Source organism: Paenibacillus sp. JJ-100 (assembly GCF_948329825.1).
Classification (GTDB): domain Bacteria; phylum Bacillota; class Bacilli; order Paenibacillales; family Paenibacillaceae; genus Paenibacillus.
In genome coordinates, this window is record NZ_CAOJCM010000005.1 from 92,035 (window position 1) to 114,986 (window position 22,952).

Genomic DNA, 22,952 nt, shown 5'->3' on the forward strand with positions numbered 1-22,952 from the left:
CCGGATACCGATCAAACTGGATACGATGCCCCACTTGCTTCCCCTCCTTCTTGTTGCTGTTTCTGTTTCTACCTCTGTTTCTTTTATGTCCTCACCACGGTTGTCGCTGCACGACGTCCTGAAGTCGATGTTCTTTTCCGTCAAAATACATACCTTCCAGCAGACCAATCAACGTATTGGTCACACACACTTCAATCTCGTTGTCTCCCGGTCGCAACCAGATTCCTTCGCCCTGCCAGCGATATGGAGACCAACAGCGCACACCGAGACTGTGCCCGTTAATCCGCACCTCTGTAACATCCTGCACAGACCAATCCCTGAATTCCACTTCAAAGCTGTGCACTTCTGTCTCGACTTGGTCCAGCCAGAACATGCGTTTATAACTCATCTCCCCGGCAAAGTGGGGATACAGCGGCAGTGGCTCTGGTCCGATGCGCTCTGCGACGTGCGGTTCAGGTACAAGTGAAGCTGCACCTTCATGATGATATTGAACCCCGAATTCCCCTCGCAGATACAGTGGATCAACAATCCCATCCTCATCTCGGGTGATCTCCACTCGAACAACTAGTTCATTAAGGCCCCTGTGGAGCATCTCTGCTACGTTACAGGCGATATTCGTATGATCCGTAATTTCAACTGGTATGAATTGTTCTCTCGTTACCGTATGACCGTTGATTTCCATCGTCCATGCTCCCGAAATGGCAGCACGATCCATGAACAGCAGACATTCCGGCAGTGCTGTCCTCAGCTCAAACGTTGCAGTATATCGACACTGGATCGGGTAGGCTACGGAAGCCTTTTTCGGTGTACCAAATACTTGTTCAAACTGAAGGGGTAGTGGGTGCTGCGCTGCAAAGGCTGCGGTCAGATCAATAAACGGCTTAACGCTGGTCTGCGGTATCTCCAGAAAATCACCGTTCACATTGGATGCCTGTACTTGAAACTGTCCGATACGCAAGTTATTAGACTGTACCGCCTTGATCCGCCAAGGTCCTTCACTAGATAGCACTATTTTATGGGTAGTTTCCGCTTCAGCTCCTGCATCTTCACATTCTGGAGACCTACAGCCAGCCCTCGATTGCAAAAGGAACCGGACCGCATGCGCTTCATATGGCGCTAACGTAAGGGGAATGCACCACTGGCCTTCAAGAGATGTAGTTGGAATTACCTCCTGTTGGCCAGTCTCTAGGTTTAGACGTTCAACAAGCAGTACGCTGTCTTTGTCGTTGGACACCCCCACGCTGTACCTCAGCTGAAGCTGTTCGCTATTGATCCTCATCTGCCCTTCATAACATTCTCCCTCCTGATTGGACAGGAAAACAATAAATTCTCTGGCAGATAACTGCCGAATCTGCATTAGCAGTGCTGTACTTTCCTCTACCATGGTCCAGCTGACTACCTCAGGCACAACCTTCTCCAGCAGTAGCGAAAGTCGTTCTAATGGAAGAGCATTCTCGCCTTCGCTTCCCGCCTCGTACGGAAGAAAATAAGTGTTACCCCGGTTCTCACCGGACTGACCATTTTGATCCGCTGTTCCAAAAAAGTCAGTCGCTTCCTCTCCCGCCGGGCTTCCAGGCTGGATAGCGATATGAGGCAGCATTCCCATCGAAATAACAGTGCCTCCTGCTGTAACCAATCGCTCGATCTGTTTCCAGGCAGCGGCCTCCAGATTGAGCATAGGTGGCAGAATTAACACCTCGTAACAGGCAGCACCGATCTGAATAACCCCATTTGTCACATCTGCTTCGGCCAGCAGTTCCGGGTCAAGGTGGTCGTAATCCCGTCGCTGCTGCAGCAGATGAGCCGTGATTCGCATCCAGTCCTGAATTAGCTGATTCAGCTTCATCCGTTCTGCTTCATCCTCGCCGCTATAATCGAAACCGTGCAGCGGGTTGCCCATCAGACTCCAGAAGGTGGTCGTTGGATCAAGCACGGCGATATGGATCATTGCTGTACCTGAGCTCATGAGGTAACTCAGGCGGCCTGTATAATCGCCCAACTGTCTGAAATGCTTCCAGTACGGATTCTGTAGAAACTGGGAGGGTGGTGCATCATGCTTGGTCAGGCCACCAATGGTATAGAAAAACGCATGAAAGTTATAAAAATTAGTGCCCATGGCAGCCATTCGGTCAATCATCCATTTGGCATCCTGCAAAGTCATCGACCAGCCGACACTGTGGAAGCATTCAATCATATTACGGCTCCGTCCCAGCTGACGGGCAAGTGAACTGACCATTTTCGGATTATCACGCAGTCTCTGACCATACCGCTCCAGAATCCATGACAACGAACGGCCCATTTTCTCATGTGCCGAATCCCCTCCGGGCATATGGCTGTACAACTGGGTCGTCATCCGCACCCCCGGCACCTCTGCTGCATACTGAATACCTGCCGCTTCACACCAGTCATGCACCTGCTTGTGATATGATTCCCGTAGTAACAGATGCAGCGACTGAAAATAGTCATATCGAATCACAGCGGCATTCGGCGCATCAGAATATAGCAATGCGGGCAAAGATTCGAGCAGGCTGTAACCACAGCGTTCACCGAAATAACGTGGCAACTGCGGTGACCAGGGCAGCCTGCCCAGCGGGGCAATTTCATCCGAGAACATGCCCTGTATTACACCGCTCTCAAAATGTTCCCCCACAGCATGCTTATAACGTTCATGAGTCAGCTGGATAAAATGGCTCATCGCCTCCCTGTGACACGGGTCCACAAAATGGCCGTAATACTTAAAGTCCTCAATCTCCTTTTCCTGAAAAACAATGAGCTCCCAATCTCCTTCCGGCACATCCCATAGCAGGCGAAATGCGGTTTGGTACGTGAAGAAACGTTTGCGGTTATACGATGTGAGCCCCGTCTCCTGGTAAACCTGATCCGTCTGGATGTTACCGATGAAACGACGCAGGTCAATGGATGAATGCCACTCACGCTTACCCTGTACATCCCGCCGAACCGCCTTCGCCAGTAGAATACGCCCCCATGGGAGCTGCTTCTGGGCAACTTCCCCCCCACGAGCAACCACATGATGATGGATCAGTTCACGCTGCTTCGCTTCCGGAAAATCCAGTGTCACCTCTCCCCCAGCCATCCCGCTTGGATATGGATATTCGTCATACAACCAGACCTGCATGCCACGAGTGGCGGCTTCGCTAACAGCGATACGCACCTTGTCAAACCACGCTTCGGACAGATAGGGAACTTGCAGACCTTGACGGGGGCAGATAAAGAACCCGCCCACGCCTTGTGCATGCATCTCTGCAATCTGCCGTCTGATCTGCTCTTCCTGCATCTCTCCGTTCCAAAACCAAAAGGGATGCACCCGATACTGTGGTCCGGGATGTTCAAATGCATTACGGTTCCACTCCATGTCATTTGCCTCCCTGTTTGTTATAACCAGCTCATTCTTCATTTCAAGGCAGCGTACAGCTCATTCATTTCCTTCACATACTCGTCTCCACCGCTGCTTTTCCATAAAGCCACCGCATCTGCAAATCCTTTTTCATCGATCTGTCCTACAATATATTTGATCCGGGCATCATTAATGATATTGTCCAGCTGCGGTCCTTTCTGAGCATATATATCCGAGATCAGCGGCTCGCCTGGATTAGCGACAACGATCTGCTCATTGGCTTTCTGTACCTGTGCCACCTTCTCCCGGACAGGGGTTGGCTCGACGCGAAGCGTTTTGTCCTCAGGAATGAACATCAGCATCTGATTCAGCCCTTGTACATCCCGCAGTGCGAGCTTGTCGGTTGTTGGAAGCACATAATCTCCTTTTTTCTCATACTGCTTGCCCTCAATACCGTTCCCCAGCAAAGCCTGCAATTCAGGCTCGTTCAATTGATCCAGGAAATGCAGCACCTTCTTGAGCTCTTCTTCGGTTTTGACACTGCTTTTGGAGATCGCAATCATACCCGAATACCCCGAAGTTGGCATATCCCGCAGCCCCTTGGGCCCCTCCATCGCCTGCAGCACATCTACGCGTCCTGTTGCGTTCGGGTCCTTCTCCAAAATCTTCTGATCCATACGCTGTGCATTATCCGCTACATCCACCATGACACCCGCTTTCCCGTTCACAAACGGATCAGGCAGCTTCGTCGGGTCCATCACGGCAAAGTCCTTGTTGACCAGACCTTCGCTATAGATTTGTCTGAAAAATTTCAGTGCCTCCATATACTCCGGGGTCTCATGTGCAGGGATCAGACCGCCCTTCCCGTCATCGCCCCACTTGTTCGGAGCTCCGAACCAAATCTGCATATTATCCCACGGGCCAGTAAATTTGCTCGCGACCAGACCATAGGTGTCGTCTTTACCGTTTCCATCCGGGTCATCCTTCGTAAACGCTCTGAGCACATTGTAGAACTCTTCAATGGTTTTGGGTTCCTGCAGCCCCAGCTTTTCCAACCAATCACTTCGAATCGTCACACCGTTGCGCCCCAATGCACGTGCCCGGTAGATGCCGTATGTTTTGCCATCAATGGAAGCATTGTTCTGGATGATCTCATTCATCTTGCTCAGGTTCGGATAATCCTTCAAATACGCGTCAAGTTCCCAGAATGCCCCTGTCCGGGCCGCATTAATGAAGCTAGGCGACTTGCCCAGCACTACCATAATCTGAGGAAGCTTGCCCGATGCCAGAGTAATGTTGAATTTATCCTCATAGGAACTGCTTGGCACCCACTGGAGATCAACATCGACTTGAGTGAGCTCCTCCAGCTTCTGAATTACCGGGCTGTTCGCTGGCGGATTCTCCGCTTCAAAGTTTGGCAGCATAACGGTAAACTGTTGCTTCGTGCCTGCTCCCGATGTTCCTGATCCTTCCTTGGATTCAGTGGAGCATGCTCCCAAAACGGTGCCGAGTACGAGTGATGCTGAGAGCAGCCAAGCCCCTTTTTTCAACGCGTTCATGTGTACCATACGTTCTCCCCCTTGGTTTTAACCTTTGATAGAACCTAACATGACCCCTTTAGCAAAATGCTTCTGCAAAAACGGATATACCAGCAAAATAGGGATGGTGCCTACAACGATTACCGCCATTTTGATGGACTGCTCGGGCGGCTGCACAAAGTTCGGGTCCATATTCGCCATATCACCAACGCTAGCCTGAGATAACAGTACAATCTGTCGCAGCATGACCTGCAACGGCCATTTCTCACTGTCCGAAATGTACAACAGCGCCGAGAAGAAATTGTTCCAATGGCCTACAGCGTAGAACAGGGCAAAGGTAGCAATGACCGGTTTGGACAGCGGCAACACGATCCGCCACAGGACACCCAGATCCGAACAGCCGTCGATACGGGCCGCTTCCTCCAGCCCGGGCGGCATTTGTTGAAAAAAGTTTTTGACAACAATCAAATTAAAAGCGCTAATTGCGCCAGGAAGCATCAAGGCCCAGTACGAATCGAGCAGCCCCAATCCGCGAATGACAAGGTACGTTGGAATCATGCCGCCGCCAAATAGCATGGAGAAAATGACCATATTCATCAGCACATTACGGCCCCAAAAGTCACTTCTGGACAGCGGATAAGCCATCGTAAGTGTGAAAAACAAATTCACCAGTGTACCTGCGACGGTAATGAACACGGATACACCAATGCTGCGAAATATAGTAGAGGACGAAAAAATATACTCATAAGCACTGAAGGAGAACACCTTCGGGATCAGAAAAAAGCTTCGTTCTGTAATTTCAGCCTCCGTGGCAAACGAATTCCCTATAATATACAAGAAAGGAAGCACAGTTAAGATACCCAGAAGGCCCAGCATGACATAGTTGAACACATCAAATACCTTACCGGCAGAGCTGTTGTATAAACGGCTGTTCACAGGCGTTCCTCCTTCCAGATGATTTTGACACTATCAATAAATGCCTGGATGACCGAACTTTTTCGCCAGTTTATTGCTGCCGAGCACTAGAATGATGCCCACCACCGATTTAAACAGCCCAACAGCCGTACTGTAACTGAATGCACCTTGGGTAATGCCCACGGTGTATACATACGTATCGAATACATCAGCCACATCACGGTTCAACGAATTGGTCATCAGGTAAATCTGTTCGAACCCGGTATCCAAAAAGTTGCCCAGCCGCAAAATCAGCAAAATGACAATCGTCGTACGGATCGCAGGAAGTGTAACATGCCACATACGCCGCAGCCGTCCTGCTCCGTCCACAATGGAAGCCTCGTACTGCTCCGTATCGACACCTGCAAGAGCTGCCAGGAAAATGATCGTGCCCCAGCCCATCTCCTTCCACATCATTTGAATGATAATCAGAGGCCGGAATGAGCCCGGGCTGGAGAGCACATCGACAGGCTGGCCTGTAATCCAGGCGATCAGATCATAGAGCACACCGCCCTGCGGGGTGAGAAACACATAAGTGATGCTTGCAATAATCACCATGGATACGAAATGGGGCACATAGACCAGCGTCTGAATGGTTCTTTTGAAGAAGGTCACGCGAATTTCATTTAATAACAGGGCAATAATGATTGGTGCCGGGAAAAAGAAAATCAGATCATATAGTGCCAGAAGCAGTGTGTTGCGAAGCAAGCGAAAGAAATCCGGGTTAGAGAAAAAATTGGTGAAGTTCTCCATCCCGACCCACTCGCTCTGACGAATGCCAAGGAAGGGCTGATAATCCTGAAAGGCAATGACGATACCCCACATCGGTAAATATTTGAAGATCACAAAATACAAAAAACCGGGAAGCACAAGCACATATAACCATTTGTTTCGTTTAATTTGCCTCTTCCAGTTGGACTCTCGTTTCACCTTTTGTAAGGTGACGTCCGCCTGAGTAGCGATCGCTGCCTGACCAGCTTCATGTCTGTTCATGTTCCCGTTCATGGTTCCCCCCCTTGTGTCTGTGATTTAAATTGTAAGCGTTATCAAAGTTCTGGTAATCAGACTATACAGCAAGCGATTTGCAGGCAACCTTCATTTTTTGCTGTGACTGTATAACTGTTGATAAAACCCGCTATAGCGCCATTTTGGGGGTAGCTTGCACATTTTATAACGGAACGCATTGCACTTTTTTGCCGATTTCTCTTTCTTTGTTTTGAGTAAGAAAAGATGAAAAACCGGTATCTGCGTCACGCAGATATCCGGCGAGGAATAAAGCAGCTATATCCTGACATCCTTCCGCTAATAAGCACTTCTCATTGAACCTCTCCCCTTTAAAACCATTGCTCCCGGTACTGGGATGGGGTGATGCCCTCCTGTTTTTTGAAAATACGATTAAAGTAACTATGTTGGTATCCAACCGCTGCCGCGACATCGTTGATCCGCATGGTTGTTTCACGCAGCAGTTGTTTGGCTGCATCCATGCGAATACGTGTGACATAATCAATAAAGTTACTTCCTGACACTTGTTTGAAGGCTTTGCTTAAAGCGTATGGGGTCATCTGCTCGATGTCTGCACAGATTTCCAATGAAACATCGCTTGCATAATGCTGTTCGATATATCTCATCGTGCGCTCAACAACTTGTTTCAACGGCTCTTGGGAGCGTGAGTGCATCTCTTGTATATATGGTAAAAAAACATCCTGAACCATCCACTCCCGCATCTGTGCCGGCTCGCGGATCGCAGACAATTGTTCATACATGTTGCTACCACCAAACAATGTATAAGGTGTAACCCCTGTCTGCAGCATCATATGTTGGACACTACCAAGTAATTGCATCATCATCTGATGGACCTGAAATTCAGTGCGTCCCGCACCCGTAATCTCAGACATAAAGGTTATAAGCGCTTGCTCCGCCTCAGATAGATTCACCAGCCGCAGCGCCTGAATGATCTCACGTTCCAGCCCCAGCGGATATGAAGCGCCCTCATCGTTACGAAAACACTGCTCATCCTCCAGATCGAGAATCTGACTACCCTCTTCTACGCGGCGGTATGCTGCGGCCTGCTCCATCTCCACAAGCTGTCCGGGCAATTCCAGCAGCGCATTCACGGGCCTGCTGACCATCAATGTCACCTTCAATTTTAGTGTGCGCGCAATGACGTCTACCAGTTCCTCTGCCCATACGAGGGTCTGGGCTTTGATCGATTCAGACGCAGGAGCGATAATCAGCATCGCCGAAGAGAGGTTGTGAAAATTCATCACACTGACCTGACTGAAATACGCTCTCGCAACCTCCTGAATGATATTCACTGCGGCAAAGGTTACTAACCCCTTATCCTGACTCCCGAATCGACCCTGCAACTGGTCATATCCCGTAAAATACATCTGTACCAGCAGAAACTGCTTGTCTTCCAGTTCAAAGCCCAGATGAGACATTCGCTGGTGCAGATCCTCTTCGCTATAAGCATACATATGTCCCTGGATAAGCTGTAACATGAAGCTGTTCCGCAGATGCGGAAGCTGCTCCTGCAGCTGGCGATGTGCCGATACACTCCGCGACGTCAGCTCGTGCCACTGCTGCTCCAACAGTTCGAACTCATCCCACTTGGTCCCCACGGTTTCTTGGTCGCTATCCCTGTCACTTCGCACAGGCATAAGCAGATGCAACATACGGGCAACCGGGGAATATATCTGACGTGAGGCGAACCAGGACAGAAGCAGCCCCAGTATAAGACTGCCCGCACTGGCAGCCACGATGATCTGGGACACTAGCTTGACGGGAGACGTGACCGCATCCAAAGGTGCAGCCGAAACATAGGTCCATGCCGAATCAATCCGATCCAACGTCCCGTACGAAACAGAGTAGGTCTGATTCTCATAACGAAATAGAAAGGAACGACTGTCCTTGTGAAGGTTCATCTCTTCTTTGAGCTGTTGTTCAAAAGCAGCATGCGGCCTGTTATTGCCCGAATCGCCTGATGTGAGTGTACGCCCTCTTTCATCCATCAGGAAGGTTACCCCATCATCATATGGAGTAAGCGTTTTCAACAAACTCGAAATTTTTTCATTATCCAAGGTGACGATCAGAGCACCAAACGGGTGAATGCTTTCCCCGGGTATTTTATGAACGAGCACCAGTGGATTTCTCTGAGCCGTATTCAGAGATTTCTCTTGGTCTTTGATTAAAGACTGCTCTTGATCTGTATTTAGGCCCTTATCTTGATAAGCCGCTACTCCTGTGTTTGTCTCTTTCTTGCTGCCGGGTCGCCAATCCGTCCAATAGACATGGTTGCCCATGGTCAGATAACGTTGATAAGCTGCTGGAAGCGAGCTGTCTGTCAATTCGGTATACTCGCGGTCAAACAGAATTGGCTCGGGTTCCTCCAGATACAGTTGTACGGATTGTATTAACGGATGAGAGCCCTGCAGTACATACAATGTCGTTACGATCTCCTGCGTTTCCTTAAAATAATAAATAAAATCCAGATTCCGCAGCGCATTGCCAAACCTGGGTTCAAATGCCCAATGAGATAAGTTCATCTCTAGGTAAGCGAGCTGGTCGTCCACATTTCTGGCACGGTTCTCAATCTGGCTCTGATGCATGCGATTAAATTCATTTTCCATCCGTCCAACGACCAGCTGGTACATCACGATACCCGTAATCAATCCAGGAATACTGACGATCAAAAGAATGAGTATCAAGCTGTTTCGGTAGAAACGGCCCTTGTGCCTTGTCATTCGCCATTCAGGCCAATCCTTGAGTCTGACGGTCATGAAGTATTCTTCAACTCCCTGTTCAATAGTTAAGTAAAGTTGTACGCCGCATGCCTGTCTTCTATTTACTATCGTTATGATCATCCAATCTTCACTGAGAAAAAATGGATAACATCCGTTTTCTGTATTATACGCACAATTCTCTTTTTATTGAACACGTTTCAGATGGTCATTTTTTTAACCAATGTTTTATTAACATGACAAAATGGATTACAATAGACTGAAAGCAGATTTGAAGGAGGCCTTTTAGATGAAAGAACAAGCATATTTGGAGCAAAACCGGGACAAACATCTGGCAGAACTGAAAGAATGGTTATCCATTCCAAGTATTTCTGCCATTTCTGAACATAAAGTAGATGTTAATCGTGCAGCACAATGGGCAGCCGATGCACTCATACGTGCAGGGATGGAAAATGTAGAAGTTATCCAAACGGCTGGTCATCCTATTGTATATGGAGATCATCTGCATGCTCCGGGTAAACCGACCGCCCTGATCTACGGACACTACGATGTACAACCTGTTGATCCGCTGAACCTATGGGAGACACCTCCTTTTGAACCAACGATTCGTGACGGCAAATTGTATGCCCGGGGTGCGACGGATGATAAGGGGCAAATTTTTATACATATCAAAGCCGTTGAAGCGCTGCTTGCTGAAAATAAAGAGTTGCCTATTAACGTGAAATTCTGTATCGAAGGTGAAGAGGAGATCTCCAGCCCGAACTTACCAATCTACCTGAACGACAATACGGACAAATTGCGGGCGGACATGGTGCTCATCTCGGATACATCCCTTCTGGAAAAAGGAAAACCGGCCATCTCCACGGGCCTGCGCGGCCTTTGTTCCATGCATGTGGACCTGTTCACCGCCAACACCGACTTGCACTCAGGCTCCTTCGGCGGTGGTGTACCGAATGCACTTCACACCCTTGTTTCCCTCTTGGCTTCACTACATGATGACCAAGGTCGCGTGAGTGTGGATGGGTTCTATGACGGTGTTCTACCCTTGTCCCCGGAGATGAGAGAAGAGTTCGTGAAGCAAGGCTTCAATGAAGAACAGCTTCGTCAAGATCTCGGACTAGAACAATTATATGGCGAAGAAGGATATTCCTTCGTAGAACGAGTAGGCGCTCGTCCGACACTGGAGCTAAATGGTGTATGGGGCGGCTTCCAGGGCGAAGGCAGTAAAACGGTTATTCCCAAAGAAGCTCACGCCAAAATTACGTGCCGTCTGGTCGCAAATCAAGATCCGCAGCATGTACTCGATTCCATTGAAGCTCATCTGCGTGCACATGTACAGCCAGGTGCGACATTACAGATCAAACAGATCGAGAAAGCTTTTGCGTTCAATACCGATCCATCTGACCCAATCCTGCAAAAAGCTGCAGATGCCTATGAAAAAGTATATGGCGTGCGCGCTCTTTTCACCAAGGATGGCGGCTCCATTCCGATCGTAGAGAAGCTTTCCCGTGTGCTGGGCGTACCTGCGGTTTTGATGGGCTTTGGTCTGCCCGACGAGAATCTGCATGCTCCGAATGAACATTTCAACTTGGAGAACTTCGATAAAGGGTTGCTGACCGTAGTGGAGTTTATGAAAAGCTTGGCTTAACGGTTAAAACGGAATGTGGGGCGCGTGTGTGGACGTTCCGGTGGCGAATCGTTCTTCCGATCGCTGTTATTGCCAGATTTCATTGAATTCCCTTGTTCCAAGGAAGAAATCCGGCAATAAAGGCGAGCGCTACGCTTCTCCAGAATCGATTTCGCCTCCTCCACTACGTTAGCGCTCCCGTTGTTCATTTTAAAGATGAAGCCTACCTTTTTGGGAGGTAGTGCAATAAGAAAAATGGAATGAGGGGCGCGTGTGTGGACGTTCTGGTGGCGAATCGTTCTTCCGATCGCTGTTATTGCCAGATTTCATTGAATTCCCTTGTTTCAAGGATGAAATCCGGCAATAAAGGCGAGCGCTACGCTTCTCCAGAATCGATTTCGCCTCCTCCACTACGTTAACGCTCCCGTTGTTCATTTTAAAGATGAAGCCTACCTTTTTGGGAGGTAGTGCAATAAGAAAAACGGAATGTGGGGCGCGTGTGTGGACGTTCCGGTGGCGAATTGTTCTTCCGATCGCTGTTATTGCTCGCTTCAATAGTGTAAAAAAATTAAAAAAACGATGGCCTACACGGTCATCGTTTTTTTATATTTTCGTTTGTACAGGAATTCTAGTTCCTACGCGAACAAAATATATAAACTACAAAATCGCCTAACTGGCGACCTTCTAGTTGGTTCTCGGAATGACGTTGTCATCTCCCAGAGGCATATAAGGTTTGAATCAAACGAACAAAGAGGCCTAAAAGGCCTCTTCGTTGAGTACAACTTTACGGACGGAATGTCGTGAATTTCAGCATGTGCACCAGTTTGGAGAAATGTGTAATTTCCAGATCTACGTCTCTGGTATCTGTGCCTGCCATGGCCAAGTTAGCTCGCAACGTTCTGCGCGTATTCATCATACCTTCAATGAGCTTCATGACCGTATTGCGTCCACGATGGTCCACAATCATGTATTTTTTGCGTACATCGAGCTCGATCCATAGGATGTTGTTAAACGTAGTGAACAAATGTTTGCGGTACTGCTCCATATCCGTCTCATTGTAATGCTCGCCATAAAAAGCATAATATCCGTGAATGTGCAGTTTCTCCGCAAGCACGGGGATAAACGGATCATGTTCCAGCATGGCTTTACGTTCCATGTTCATGCCTCCGTAATGATCCGAAGATCTCATTTTTTGAGATCTATTTTAACATATTGTTCACTGCATTTCCTCTCAAACGCCGATTTTTCTACCCTTCACCCATACCGTATCAATGTCCAAGTTCTCGTTCAGCAAAACAATATCTGCCTGCTTCCCTTTCGCGAGTGAACCTGTGCGGTGATCTATACCAAGTAGGCGTGCAGGCGTCAGACTGGCTGCCCTTGAAGCTGCTACCAGACTCAGCCCTACTTCCTGTACGAGATACCTGAAGCCGCGAACCATGGTCAAGGTACTTCCAGCCAAAGCCCCGCCTTCCTTCAAACGAGCCTCGCCGTTCTTGACGATCACGGGCAGGTCTCCGATTTTATATTCACCGTCGTCTAGCCCGGCTGCTGCCATCGCATCCGTAATCAGCACAAGCTGATCATTTCCTTGTTTCACTTGAGCAAGGATTGAAATTGCGGCTGGATGCACATGTATACCATCTGCAATAATTTCAGCACTGATGCGAGGATCACTCAGCACAGCTCCCGCTGTTCCCGGATTACGATGATGCAGCGGTGTCATCGCATTAAACATATGCACCGCATGATGCAGTCCGTATTCTACTGCACGCTGCACATCCTCATAGGTAGAATCTGTGTGGCCAAGGGCGGCTGTAATCCGCTGCTCTCGGAGCCAGGAGATGACCTCCAGCGCGCCTTCACGTTCCGGCGCCAACGTTACTTGACGAATAAGGCCAGGGTACTGTTTCTCCCATTCCTGTAGCCAGCTGACATTCGGGAGCACGATGTGATCCGGATTTTGCGCACCAGGCCACTTCGGACTGAAAAAAGGTCCTTCCAAATGCACACCCTCAAGCTGGGCATATGGCATGTCCCCGGAACGGTAGCGGTCTACTTCTGCCAGAACATGATCCAGACGCTCCTTCGGAGCCGTCATTGACGTTGCCAGCATCGCCGTTGTTCCCTGTGAACTATGAAAAGAGGTGATCTTGTCCAGCACTTCTGGACTGGCATCCATGAAATCTTCTCCGTTGCCACCATGTACATGGATGTCAATAAAGCCAGGCACAATCAGGCCCGCCCTCTTGGCAGGAAGTGACCTCGCTTCTCGGCGAATCAGTTCAGGTAGACCTTCCGATATGCCGGCATATACAATTTTCCCCGCGCGCCAAGCGATCAGACCGTCTTCCAGCAATTCATTCGCAAGAAGCAGTCTGCCGCGGAGCAAGGTTACCTTTTTTTCCAATTCACCGCTACTATTCATAGGGTTGGCTTCGTTCATCGAACCAGGCTCCCTGCCGCACGATCCAGCAAAACAACCACATTCGGATGACACTGTAGCAGCGATGCTGGACAGGATGTTGTGATCGGACCCATGAATGCTTCACGGATAATCTCCGCTTTTTCCTCTCCACGAGCAATGAGCAGGATCTGTTTCGCTTTTAAAATCGAACCCACTCCCATCGTAATCGCTTGCGTTGGAACTTCATCGATGCTGTCAAAAAAACGGGCATTGGCCTGTCTTGTCTCTTCCTTCAGGTCTACCACATGAGTGATTGCCGTCAATTCCGTTGCCGGTTCATTAAAAGCGATATGGCCATTATGACCGATCCCTAGGATCTGCAGATCCACAGGCCCCAGATCCTCCAGACGCCGCTCGTAATCCGCACATTCTGCTGCCAAGTCTGACGCCTCTCCATTCGGCACATTCGTCCGAGACAGATCGATATCAATGTGATTGAATAACTGCTCATTCATGAAACTGCGATAACTCTCACGATGCTTTGTAGGCAAACCTACATACTCATCCAGGTTAAAAGAATGAGCCTGAGCAAAGCTAACCAGACCTTTTTGATGCATTGTAATTAATTGTTTATAAATACCTACAGGTGAACTTCCTGTGGCAAGTCCAAGGACTGCACGAGGTTTCGTTTGCAGCAAACTGGCGATCAGGCCTGCACCTGTCATGTTCAAGTCTTCTTCATTTTCAAAAATATGAATATTCATCTGTTAAGCACCTCCGAAGTAATGGTAACGATAGGACTGTACATTGTGATACGACTGCTCTAGCTTAGGGATAAATTGATTAAAGTCCGCACTTAACATACCTGTGAACAAAATATCAATCACATGCAGTAGCGCAAGACGTGAAGCCATGTCCCCGCGCCGCATCCCCTCTTCAAGAGAGGAAGTAAAAAGTGGAATATCCGACACTGACGCCAGGGTGTTACTACCGTAAGAAGTCAGCGAGATGGTGGAAGCTCCGGCTTGTTTCGCACAAGTCAAGGCATCGATTGTCTCCGGAGTTTCACCTGAGTAGGATACGGCCATTGCCACATCTCCGTGCCTCAGTGAAGAAGCAGATGTAATCTGCATATGTGAATCGGAAAATGCGGTACAGCTTTTACCGATTCGCACCAGCTTCTGATAGAAATCCTGTGTTACGATGGATGAGGTAGCAACACCGTACAGATCAATACGGCTGGCCTGACATAATAGCTGCACCGTTCGTTCCAGCCTGCCTAAATCCAGTAAACGTGTAGTATCTGCAATGGAAGCGATATGATTCGCTTCGATGGCTTCAACGATTTTGGATAACGAGTTGCCTGCGACTATATCCTGATAGGCCATGTCGTTCGGTGAATGCGACAACTCGGCGGCGAGTTTCATTTTGAGGTCAGGAAATCCTTTGAAATGGAATGATTTGCAAAAACGGGTCACTGTCGCCGTGCTCGTCCCGCTCTGTTCTGCCAATTTGTTAATCGTCATTCTTGGCACGTCAGACGGCGATTGTAAAATCACTTCGGCAATGCGTCGTTCTTGTGACGGCAAATGGTCCAATTCTTGTTGCAGCGCATGTAATATGGCTGTCATAGACACCTCTTTGGAGTGAAATTTTTTTTTGATAATCATCCAATTCTAAAGAAAATAATTTTCACGCCTTTATTGTAGCCAAGATCCTCTAGTAAAGCAAGTGGATTTTCGCTTGAGCTGCTATGAGCCATAATGTGTACTAAAACAGACCTATTCAGATTCAGATTACGCCCAACCACTGGACACAGTAGACATTAGTTATGCCTTCTTGAATGGAAACGAGGGCATAAATATAAATTCACATTATAACAAAAAAGTATTACATTTTAATATAAGCCATTTTTATTACATTTAATATAAAAAATATATTTTATACCAAATTGATGAAAATTGCAATTATTGATCATAAAGAAATATGACACAAAAGTTGTAGTCTACTGCATTTGATACTAAAAGGAGATCATAAATTGGAGTTTTTCACAAACATAAAAGCCTTTCTCCATGCTTCATACGGAAGGATAGAGAAAGGCTTTTGTGTTGTCTGTTTAACTGTGGTTCGCAACTAAATCTTCAGTTCTCCGAGCTTGATTAGCTCTACAACTGCCTGCGAACGACCCTTAACATTGAGTTTCTGCATCACATTGGAGATATGGTTACGCACCGTTTTCTCGCTGATGAATAACTGCCCTGCGATGTCACGCGTTGTTTTGTCCTGAACCAGTAATTCGAATACTTCGCGTTCACGGTGGGTCAACAAAAATTTACTTTTATGATGATCGATACCCTTCAATGTTCACCCCTCCTTGCTCGGGTTGTGTTGGTGTAACAAGGTTAAGGGGATACAGTCAACTCATCTTATGTAAGGTCAAGGGCGTTGGTTCAGTTTTAAAAGAAAAATGGGCTGCCTTTCGATTCTGTCTTGTCCACGGTTATAACAAATATGCCTTTGCCGTAGAAGGATCTCCACTGACAAAGGCATATTCACAATTACTTCGTCTTATCGATTCATACGATTCAGCATGCCGCCACCATCATGATTACGATTCATCACGCCATCATTCAGAATACCGTCACGTTGATTCGTACCGCCAGCGTTGGTTGGGAAGATGCGCTCGACCATCGACTGGAATGTATCGATCATGCCACTTACCGGTTTACCGTTTCGCAGATCGGCCGCATAGTTTTCAACTTGACCTACGAACTCCGGATTAGCCGAAACATATACGTTCTCCACGTTTGGTGCAAATTGCTTGATTTTCGCTGCAATTTTACCTTTGATCTCTGCCGGTGTGTTGTCATCGGAACTATCCATCATACGTGGACGCTCACTACGAGTACCATACTGGCTTTCGTTCATTGAACGCGCTCTACCATTCTCGGTCAGACCACGCATCATTCCAACTGTGCCCGTACCCATTGTGCCATAAATGCCACGATCATTGCCCATATGGCTACGGTCTGTTGCTGAACCGGTGTTCAGCCCTGGAGCAATTCCGCTTGTGCTGTACGGAGACCTTGTACCTGTGTCCCCATGTACACGCAAACCGCCCATATCCTGATTCATGCTTCCACCGCGCATCGTATCACTAGCATAGTTCCGCATTGTACCATTCAGACGGTTACTCGTATTCCCTGTCGATTTGCTGCCCAGCTTACCTGCATGTCCATTCGCCAGACGTACAGCAACATAGGCGTTACGATCTGTTAACATGACATGAGCGGACTCGACTTCTTTCATCTCTGTAATGCGCTTTGCCAGCTCATCACTTGATCTCAGATCAGTCACATTGTGCATCCGGTAACTTCTCGCACGAATACCATCCATACCGTTAGTTTCAACGCCATAACGATTAATCCCATGTGCTTGCTCACGAACACTTTGTGTATGCATGTTGTTATCGCGATTCCCACAACCTGTCAAGCCGGCCATTACAAAAATTGCAGTAGACAATGATAACGTAATCGCTGTTGCCTTTTTGACTGTTGGCATGTAATGTTCATCCTCCAATGTGGTTGGTTTGGTTCACATAGATAGGATGTGCCTCTGGTCTGATCGATATGCTGAAAGGATATGGTACTTCAACCTTTGAATGGACTTGCTTTGGGACATTAAAAATGATTCAGAACCTTTTTGCGATGCTCATTTTGCCGACTCTGTGGATTCAGCAGACTCCGAGGACGTATTCGATGATTTAATCGTATCGGAGAACTTTTCAACCTCTTCCACATTGGCGGCATCTAATCCGTAGGCCCATTGGCCATCCGGGGTAACCACCCAGATGAGATTAGGCTCCGCAGAGGTAGTCATCATACGATACACCGCTGTACTCCCCTCTGTACTCTCCTCGCCTTGCAGCTCAACCAACAATGTGGAGCGAGGTATAGCCCCCTTCAATTCAGACGCTTTACGCACGTCGTCGGCAGCGGTAAGATTTTTAATCTGGCTGATCAGGGATATCGCCTCTTCTGCCTTAACGGAATTACCATTTAACGTCCATGTACGACCAGATGCCGTGTTCCCTTCTGCGGAAGCCTTTAGCATCCAACTTGCTGCTTCGCCTTCCCATTCCAGCGTGCCTACATTGGATTCATCCAGATTAAACGGAGTTGTATCCATTAACCCCTGGCGTGTGAGAGCCATATTGGTTACAGCTTCATTTTTCACCGCCACCACAGCCCCTGAATTAACCTGTACATAATGTGTATCCCCCGTTGGTAACTGGCTGCCAATGACAAGTTTTAATTCTCGTCCATCCTTTAATCGGATATCCAGACGTGTAGCTGTATTGTCCAAACCGTACTTGCCCATATCCTTTGGCGACTCTTCAACAACCATCTCCTGATCCGCACTACTCAGCGCGTCAAGCCAACTGCTTACGCTGTATTCATTCAGCGGATAGTCCTTCGGTTCAGTCATATGCCAGTTACCATCCTGTACTTCGAGTGTTGAAACGACAGTTTTATCTGCACCGGGCTGCTCTTTGCTTCCTTCATGCAGCGTGATTGCTTGGATATCCGCAGATGAAATATTTAGAAGCTTGGCTTGCACCGCCTCTTCTTCCCGAAAATAATTCTGATTCGCGGCATACACCCAACCTATAATTAAAATAGCGACGACTACTATTGTTGGTATTAATTTTTTCATACCCGTCTGCGCCTCCACCACAAGAATACACCGATGACTACAAAGATGAGCGGGAACACCACAATCGCTGCAAAAAAGATCGTTCTCGCCTGCTTACCATTCAGATATGCAAGCTCAAAACCTTCTTGTATACGTGGTCTGATCGTGAGATCATCTTCTTTTTCACTCAAATAATTTACTGTGTTCAAAATAAAATCCCGATTGCCGCCACTCGCAATTTCCGAATCCTGCATGAAAATAGAAGACCCCAAAATGATCGCTTTCGGCTTGCCATCCTTCGTATCTACGGCATAGCCAAGTTCAACAGGACCTTGGACGTCCACAGCCGTATCATTATTCGTTTCATTTTGGAGCAAACCGCCAATATCCTTCTCCCCGTAACTGTCACTTGAGGAGTACATCAACGGTGATAACTTATATTTATCCTGTTCCTTGCTTGATAGTGCAATCGATAGGGACAGCATAGGATACAATTTGTTTTCAGCAAGTTTATCGGTGATGGCATGGCTGCCATATTCCGGAACAACCCACAATGGTCCCATCGTGCTGGCTTGTTTATTGTCCACCATAACCGCATGCTCATCCACCACACCATAATCTGCGATTAGAGCATCAATGTTTTTCCAGCTGGATTTCATATCTTCCGCAAATCCAAGAGAGACCAACAACTTACCTCCATTTTTCATGTATGTGCGAATGGCTTTCAACTCAGCATCACTCACATCACGCTGCGGCCCGATGATCGCAAGTACATCAGTATCTTCTGGAACTTTACCAGCCTGATTCAGTTGCAACTCCTCTGTTGTGACATTGTTCTGCTCCAATGACGATCGCAAAGCACCCATCTGGTTCAGACTTAACTCTTCATGTCCAGTCAAGAACACCATTTTTTTGCTTTCTGTAGTGGAGAGATTCATCAGTGCCTGAGTCAACTTCTCTTCGCCCGTAAACTGATATGACCCATCCGTTCCGTCCCCATATGCAGTAAACAAGCTAGCAATGTCAACAACCTTATACCTGTCTCCCTGTTCCAGTACAATAGAGCTACCTGTAATCCCGTACTTGGAGGCAAGCGCAGGTTCCTGCGTCAGGTTATACTGCTTCATTTTCAGCTTATTGCTGCGTTTGGTGTATTCCTCGATCATATCCGTCACTTCGCGATTCAAGACAGTATTGTTTGCATTTTCAACGATTAATACGAGGATATTGACGTCGTCTTGGACATTTTTGATGGCCGTCAGTGACTGGTCGGATAATGTATACTGTTTATTTGAAGTCAGGTCGAGCTGGAAACCGCCAAGTGAATTCAGGAACAGGGTTAGCAAAATAAAGATGCCAATGACCGCGACAGATAAAACGGTACTATTGGTATGACTTAACCATTTTTTCATGTTCTCACCTCCACCGTTTCCGTTCTACAATTTGAATACTTAACAGTAAAAACACACCTGTAAGTGTGACATAGTACAGCACATCAGGTCCGCTGAGCACACCCTTGGTAAAGCTGTCAAAATGTTTCGTCAGGGCAAAGGGATCAAGCCATTTCTGCAATGCAGACCCCGTCTTACCTCCGAATGAATCAATCATCCACAAAACGAGCAACATAATAAAACCTGCCACCGCAGATACCATTTGATGTTGAGATAACGTAGAGGCAAACAGCCCAATCGCCATCATGCTACCGCCCAGGAAAAACAAGCCTAGCGCAGACAGCCCGACGGACGTCAGATCCAATGTTCCATAGAACGACATGATGAATGGATACACCAGACTGCAAAGTATGAGCACGAGCAGTATAACAAGTGAAGCCAAATATTTTCCGAAAATAATCTCGGTTACTCGTGTCGGCGAAGTCAACAGCAACTCGTCCGTTCCCTGCCTGAACTCTTCTGCGACGAGACGCATCGTTAACAGTGGCACAACAAAAAGCAGCATGGACAATGTATCCCCCAGTACAAGACGATAGTCCACAATGCTCGGCTGATAGTATACAAAGCTCGAATAGAATAACAGGCTGGTCATCAGCACATATACGGCAAAAGCAAAATACGAAGTTGGCGACAGAAAATAAGCCTGAAGCTCCTTGTTACAGATCGCTAGCATCCGTTTCATTTGCTTCCCTCCTCTGAGTCGGAAGTGGAATCCGAAGAAGCTTGCGGCTGAGTATCGTCCGTATCCTTGTTCTGTACATGTTGCTCCATAGAGGCCGCGGTCTCTTCCGTTCCTGTTGTCTCTGATGTCGTTAATTTCAAGAAAATCTGTTCCAGACTGAGATTCTCACGTTTCATCTCCAGAATTGGCAAGCCTGCACCCGACAACAGATAAAATAGTTCTTCACGGAAATCCTCTGACGTTTCCCCTGTAAGCCGCACTTGAATCGTAGATGGTGCATTAGATATGGCATCATCCAGCCTCCCCGACTCATTTATCGTTGCTCCTGTACTACCCTCAGAAGCCGATGGCGTAGAAGCACTCGCAATGACTTCCGTTTGCGCCTTCTCCCATGGGGTCAACACTTCCAGCAGCTGTTGCTCCGTTGCCTTTACTTCAAGCGAAACTTTGAAACGGTCCCCCATAGCAGATCCAAGATCCTGCGGAGAACCATCCAATACAAGTCTCCCCTGATTAATAATCAACATTCGATTACAAAGTGTACTGACCTCAGGCAAAATATGCGTGCTAAGCAGCACCGTATGGTTTTCACCAAGTTCCCGAATCAAGTCACGGATTTCAATAATCTGATTCGGATCAAGTCCAGACGTCGGTTCATCCAGCACCAGCAGATCAGGCTTATGTATAATCGCCCCAGCTAGACCCAGCCGCTGCTTGTACCCTTTGGACAATCCACGAACCAGTTGTTTTTCCCTGCCTTGCAGACCCAGCCTGCTGACCATCTCACTAATCCGGAGTTTGATCTCTCGTGCCGGAACGTCCCGTAGATTTGCAACAAATTTAAGGTATGATTGTACGGTCATATCCGGATACAGCGGCGGGGTTTCTGGTAGATACCCAATTTTGGAGCGAACACTCCGTCCTTGATCATGCACCGATACTCCATCAACCAGAACCGAACCAGCAGTAGGATGCAGATAACCTGTAATCATACGCATCGTCGTTGTTTTACCAGCACCATTGGGTCCCAAAAACCCGACGATCTCGCCTCGCTCCATGGTGAAATCCAATTCGTGTACACCGCGCTGGCCTTCGTACACTTTGCTCACCTGTCTCACTTCGAGCACGTTCTTCATCCTTTCCCGTTAAAAAATACCCGTGTGGCAACATCGAAAATACAACACGGGAAGTTCCTTGTATGATACGAGATGTATCCTAGCCCTAGCTTAAGATGACTTAAAATACAGCTTAATTTTTTTTGTCTAAATTGTGAACTTTCAATATTATACCCACACCTCGCCCTGGTGTCACACGTACCATACAATACAGGAGAATGAGCTCCTGACCAATAGTCAGAGGGTGAACCGTGTGAAAGTATTGTTTACATTTTACGTTCCCAGTGGCGGGGTCGATACCCTTAACAGGCTGCGGACCGCTGTACTGAAGCGCCATGGTATCGAGGCCCATCTATTGTATCTGAATACAGGTTCGGGTCTGCAAAATAGCAGCAATACACGTATTTTCACCGCATCTAGCGATCAGGAAATTCATCATCTGATTCATACTCAGCATTATGATGCCATTGTCACCACTTCCGATATTGCCATGCCTGGTCGTTTGAGGGGCCTCGGATATACAGGTCGTATTATTTTTGAGGCACAGGGACTTGGTACACGGGAACAAGCACTGGAAACGATCCAAATGGCCGTCCCTTACCTTCAGGCTCACTGTGATGCCGCTGTTCTGCCGCCAACCGATCATCTACTGGATATGTTCATTCATATTTGCCCATGGCTCCATCGCTTTGTCATTCCCAATATGCTGGACACAGATACCTTTGCCCCACTCTCGGTGGACACTCCACCTTACCCGGTTCTTGCGTGGGTTGGACGTTTAGAACATAACAAAAACTGGCGGGAATATCTCGAAATCTGCCGTGCGATTATCAAAAAGAAACCAAAAGCTCGACTATGGCTCTTCCATGACCCCACCCTAGCTAATCCTGAAGATGAAGTCATGTTTCGACATATGCTCGCCGAGTATGGATTGCAAGACCGCATCGGCATCTTTGTCAATGTTCCCCACTCGCAAATGCCAACCTTCTACTCTATGGTTGCAGCATCAGGGGGGATCATGCTCTCGACTTCTTTAATGGAAGGTTTCGGTTACGCCGTAGCCGAGGCGATCAGCTGTGGATGTCCTGTACTCAGTACGGATTCGGATGGCGTTCGTTCATTTATTACGCACAATAAAACCGGTAAATTTTATCCGATTGGTAATGTAAAAACTGCAGTCCACGAGGCCATGGACCTCATGAACAACAAGAAACTACGCGAATATATTCGGATTCAAGGAAGACAGCATATGAACCTGTCCTTCTCACCAGATCGATACGCTACCTCTTTCCGCGAAATGATGACGGCCTTGAGGATTTTCCACTGAGCCGGTATAAGTGACATCGAAAAGAGGACATTCAAAAAGGCAGTCCAGAGCGTAAGCGCTC

The 22,952-nt window shown here is 47.7% G+C and carries 18 protein-coding genes; 2 read left to right on the forward strand and 16 right to left on the reverse strand.

Annotation, left to right across the window (positions count from 1 at the left end):
• Positions 1 to 91: 91 nt before the first annotated feature.
• The 5 genes from PQG66_RS18615 to PQG66_RS18635 form a co-directional block, all read right to left on the reverse strand.
• Entirely contained in the window at positions 92 to 3,373 is a 3,282-nt protein-coding gene (locus PQG66_RS18615; protein WP_272039295.1) for a glycosyl hydrolase, read from the reverse strand.
• A 38-nt stretch (positions 3,374 to 3,411) separates the two neighbouring features.
• Entirely contained in the window at positions 3,412 to 4,914 is a 1,503-nt protein-coding gene (locus PQG66_RS18620; RefSeq protein WP_272039506.1) for an extracellular solute-binding protein, read from the reverse strand.
• 27 nt (positions 4,915 to 4,941) lie between these two features.
• Positions 4,942 to 5,769 carry a carbohydrate ABC transporter permease gene (locus PQG66_RS18625; RefSeq protein ID WP_272039507.1) on the reverse strand — a complete coding sequence of 276 codons (828 nt, stop codon included), beginning with the start codon at positions 5,767 to 5,769 and terminating at the stop codon, positions 4,942 to 4,944.
• 93 nt (positions 5,770 to 5,862) lie between these two features.
• Positions 5,863 to 6,852 carry an ABC transporter permease gene (locus PQG66_RS18630; RefSeq protein WP_272039296.1) on the reverse strand — a complete coding sequence of 330 codons (990 nt, stop codon included), beginning with the start codon at positions 6,850 to 6,852 and terminating at the stop codon, positions 5,863 to 5,865.
• 329 nt (positions 6,853 to 7,181) lie between these two features.
• Positions 7,182 to 9,710: an AraC family transcriptional regulator gene (locus PQG66_RS18635; RefSeq protein WP_272039297.1), complete on the reverse strand. Its 2,529-nt coding sequence runs from the start codon at positions 9,708 to 9,710 to the stop codon at positions 7,182 to 7,184.
• Between the two features lie 166 nt (positions 9,711 to 9,876).
• Between PQG66_RS18635 and PQG66_RS18640 the strand changes: the two genes are divergently transcribed.
• Positions 9,877 to 11,235: a dipeptidase gene (locus PQG66_RS18640; RefSeq protein ID WP_272039298.1), complete on the forward strand. Its 1,359-nt coding sequence runs from the start codon at positions 9,877 to 9,879 to the stop codon at positions 11,233 to 11,235.
• Here the strand turns inward: PQG66_RS18640 and PQG66_RS18645 are convergent.
• The 11 genes from PQG66_RS18645 to PQG66_RS18695 all read right to left on the reverse strand — a co-directional run bounded on the left by PQG66_RS18645 (position 11,232) and on the right by PQG66_RS18695 (position 21,585).
• Positions 11,232 to 11,423 carry a hypothetical protein gene (locus tag PQG66_RS18645; RefSeq protein WP_272039299.1) on the reverse strand — a complete coding sequence of 64 codons (192 nt, stop codon included), beginning with the start codon at positions 11,421 to 11,423 and terminating at the stop codon, positions 11,232 to 11,234. The genes PQG66_RS18640 and PQG66_RS18645 overlap by 4 nt on opposite strands.
• A gap of 575 nt (positions 11,424 to 11,998) precedes the next feature.
• Positions 11,999 to 12,370, reverse strand: a complete 372-nt coding sequence (locus tag PQG66_RS18650; RefSeq protein ID WP_272039300.1) for a hypothetical protein — start codon at positions 12,368 to 12,370, stop codon at positions 11,999 to 12,001.
• 75 nt (positions 12,371 to 12,445) lie between these two features.
• Positions 12,446 to 13,660, reverse strand: coding sequence for an N-acetylglucosamine-6-phosphate deacetylase (gene nagA, locus PQG66_RS18655; protein ID WP_272039302.1), 1,215 nt, complete (start codon positions 13,658 to 13,660; stop codon positions 12,446 to 12,448).
• Positions 13,657 to 14,385, reverse strand: a complete 729-nt coding sequence (gene nagB / locus PQG66_RS18660; protein ID WP_272039303.1) for a glucosamine-6-phosphate deaminase — start codon at positions 14,383 to 14,385, stop codon at positions 13,657 to 13,659. The genes nagA and nagB overlap by 4 nt, the downstream gene beginning before the upstream one ends.
• Before the next feature lie 3 nt (positions 14,386 to 14,388).
• Positions 14,389 to 15,252, reverse strand: coding sequence for a MurR/RpiR family transcriptional regulator (locus PQG66_RS18665; RefSeq protein WP_272039305.1), 864 nt, complete (start codon positions 15,250 to 15,252; stop codon positions 14,389 to 14,391).
• 502 nt (positions 15,253 to 15,754) lie between these two features.
• Complete coding sequence (locus PQG66_RS18670) at positions 15,755 to 15,982, reverse strand: helix-turn-helix domain-containing protein (protein ID WP_090919235.1); 228 nt, start codon at positions 15,980 to 15,982, stop codon at positions 15,755 to 15,757.
• Between the two features lie 207 nt (positions 15,983 to 16,189).
• Positions 16,190 to 17,182, reverse strand: coding sequence for a YhcN/YlaJ family sporulation lipoprotein (locus tag PQG66_RS18675; RefSeq protein ID WP_272039306.1), 993 nt, complete (start codon positions 17,180 to 17,182; stop codon positions 16,190 to 16,192).
• A gap of 150 nt (positions 17,183 to 17,332) precedes the next feature.
• Positions 17,333 to 18,337 (reverse strand): DUF4340 domain-containing protein, encoded by a 1,005-nt coding sequence (locus PQG66_RS18680; protein ID WP_272039307.1) that lies wholly within the window; start codon positions 18,335 to 18,337, stop codon positions 17,333 to 17,335.
• The gene (locus PQG66_RS18685; RefSeq protein ID WP_272039308.1) at positions 18,334 to 19,728 is read right to left on the reverse strand and encodes a GldG family protein; all 1,395 of its coding nucleotides are present in this window, start codon (positions 19,726 to 19,728) and stop codon (positions 18,334 to 18,336) included. Before PQG66_RS18685 ends, PQG66_RS18680 begins: the two co-directional genes overlap by 4 nt.
• A gap of 4 nt (positions 19,729 to 19,732) precedes the next feature.
• A complete protein-coding gene (locus tag PQG66_RS18690) occupies positions 19,733 to 20,449 on the reverse strand; it encodes an ABC transporter permease subunit (protein ID WP_272039309.1) in 717 nt (238 codons plus the stop codon).
• Entirely contained in the window at positions 20,446 to 21,585 is a 1,140-nt protein-coding gene (locus PQG66_RS18695; RefSeq protein ID WP_272039310.1) for an ABC transporter ATP-binding protein, read from the reverse strand. The genes PQG66_RS18690 and PQG66_RS18695 overlap by 4 nt, the downstream gene beginning before the upstream one ends.
• A 232-nt stretch (positions 21,586 to 21,817) precedes the next feature.
• Between PQG66_RS18695 and PQG66_RS18700 the strand changes: the two genes are divergently transcribed.
• Positions 21,818 to 22,891 carry a glycosyltransferase family 4 protein gene (locus PQG66_RS18700; RefSeq protein WP_272039311.1) on the forward strand — a complete coding sequence of 358 codons (1,074 nt, stop codon included), beginning with the start codon at positions 21,818 to 21,820 and terminating at the stop codon, positions 22,889 to 22,891.
• The last annotated feature ends 61 nt before the right edge of the window (positions 22,892 to 22,952 follow it).

What these genes read in the sequence shown, in the direction of transcription:
- PQG66_RS18645 (WP_272039299.1), bottom strand. Translation starts at nt 11,423, where the DNA reads ATGAACAACGGGAGCGCTAACGTAGTGGAGGAGGCGAAATCGATTCTG.
- PQG66_RS18675 (WP_272039306.1), bottom strand. Translation starts at nt 17,182, where the DNA reads ATGCCAACAGTCAAAAAGGCAACAGCGATTACGTTATCATTGTCTACT.
- PQG66_RS18625 (WP_272039507.1), bottom strand. Translation starts at nt 5,769, where the DNA reads ATGCTGGGCCTTCTGGGTATCTTAACTGTGCTTCCTTTCTTGTATATT.
- PQG66_RS18650 (WP_272039300.1), bottom strand. Translation starts at nt 12,370, where the DNA reads ATGGAACGTAAAGCCATGCTGGAACATGATCCGTTTATCCCCGTGCTT.
- PQG66_RS18640 (WP_272039298.1), top strand. Translation starts at nt 9,877, where the DNA reads ATGAAAGAACAAGCATATTTGGAGCAAAACCGGGACAAACATCTGGCA.
- PQG66_RS18635 (WP_272039297.1), bottom strand. Translation starts at nt 9,710, where the DNA reads ATGATCATAACGATAGTAAATAGAAGACAGGCATGCGGCGTACAACTT.
- PQG66_RS18685 (WP_272039308.1), bottom strand. Translation starts at nt 19,728, where the DNA reads ATGAAAAAATGGTTAAGTCATACCAATAGTACCGTTTTATCTGTCGCG.
- PQG66_RS18620 (WP_272039506.1), bottom strand. Translation starts at nt 4,914, where the DNA reads ATGAACGCGTTGAAAAAAGGGGCTTGGCTGCTCTCAGCATCACTCGTA.
- PQG66_RS18630 (WP_272039296.1), bottom strand. Translation starts at nt 6,852, where the DNA reads ATGAACGGGAACATGAACAGACATGAAGCTGGTCAGGCAGCGATCGCT.
- nagA (WP_272039302.1), bottom strand. Translation starts at nt 13,660, where the DNA reads ATGAACGAAGCCAACCCTATGAATAGTAGCGGTGAATTGGAAAAAAAG.
- PQG66_RS18680 (WP_272039307.1), bottom strand. Translation starts at nt 18,337, where the DNA reads ATGAAAAAATTAATACCAACAATAGTAGTCGTCGCTATTTTAATTATA.
- PQG66_RS18690 (WP_272039309.1), bottom strand. Translation starts at nt 20,449, where the DNA reads ATGAAACGGATGCTAGCGATCTGTAACAAGGAGCTTCAGGCTTATTTT.
- PQG66_RS18615 (WP_272039295.1), bottom strand. Translation starts at nt 3,373, where the DNA reads ATGGAGTGGAACCGTAATGCATTTGAACATCCCGGACCACAGTATCGG.
- nagB (WP_272039303.1), bottom strand. Translation starts at nt 14,385, where the DNA reads ATGAATATTCATATTTTTGAAAATGAAGAAGACTTGAACATGACAGGT.
- PQG66_RS18665 (WP_272039305.1), bottom strand. Translation starts at nt 15,252, where the DNA reads ATGACAGCCATATTACATGCGCTGCAACAAGAATTGGACCATTTGCCG.
- PQG66_RS18695 (WP_272039310.1), bottom strand. Translation starts at nt 21,585, where the DNA reads ATGAAGAACGTGCTCGAAGTGAGACAGGTGAGCAAAGTGTACGAAGGC.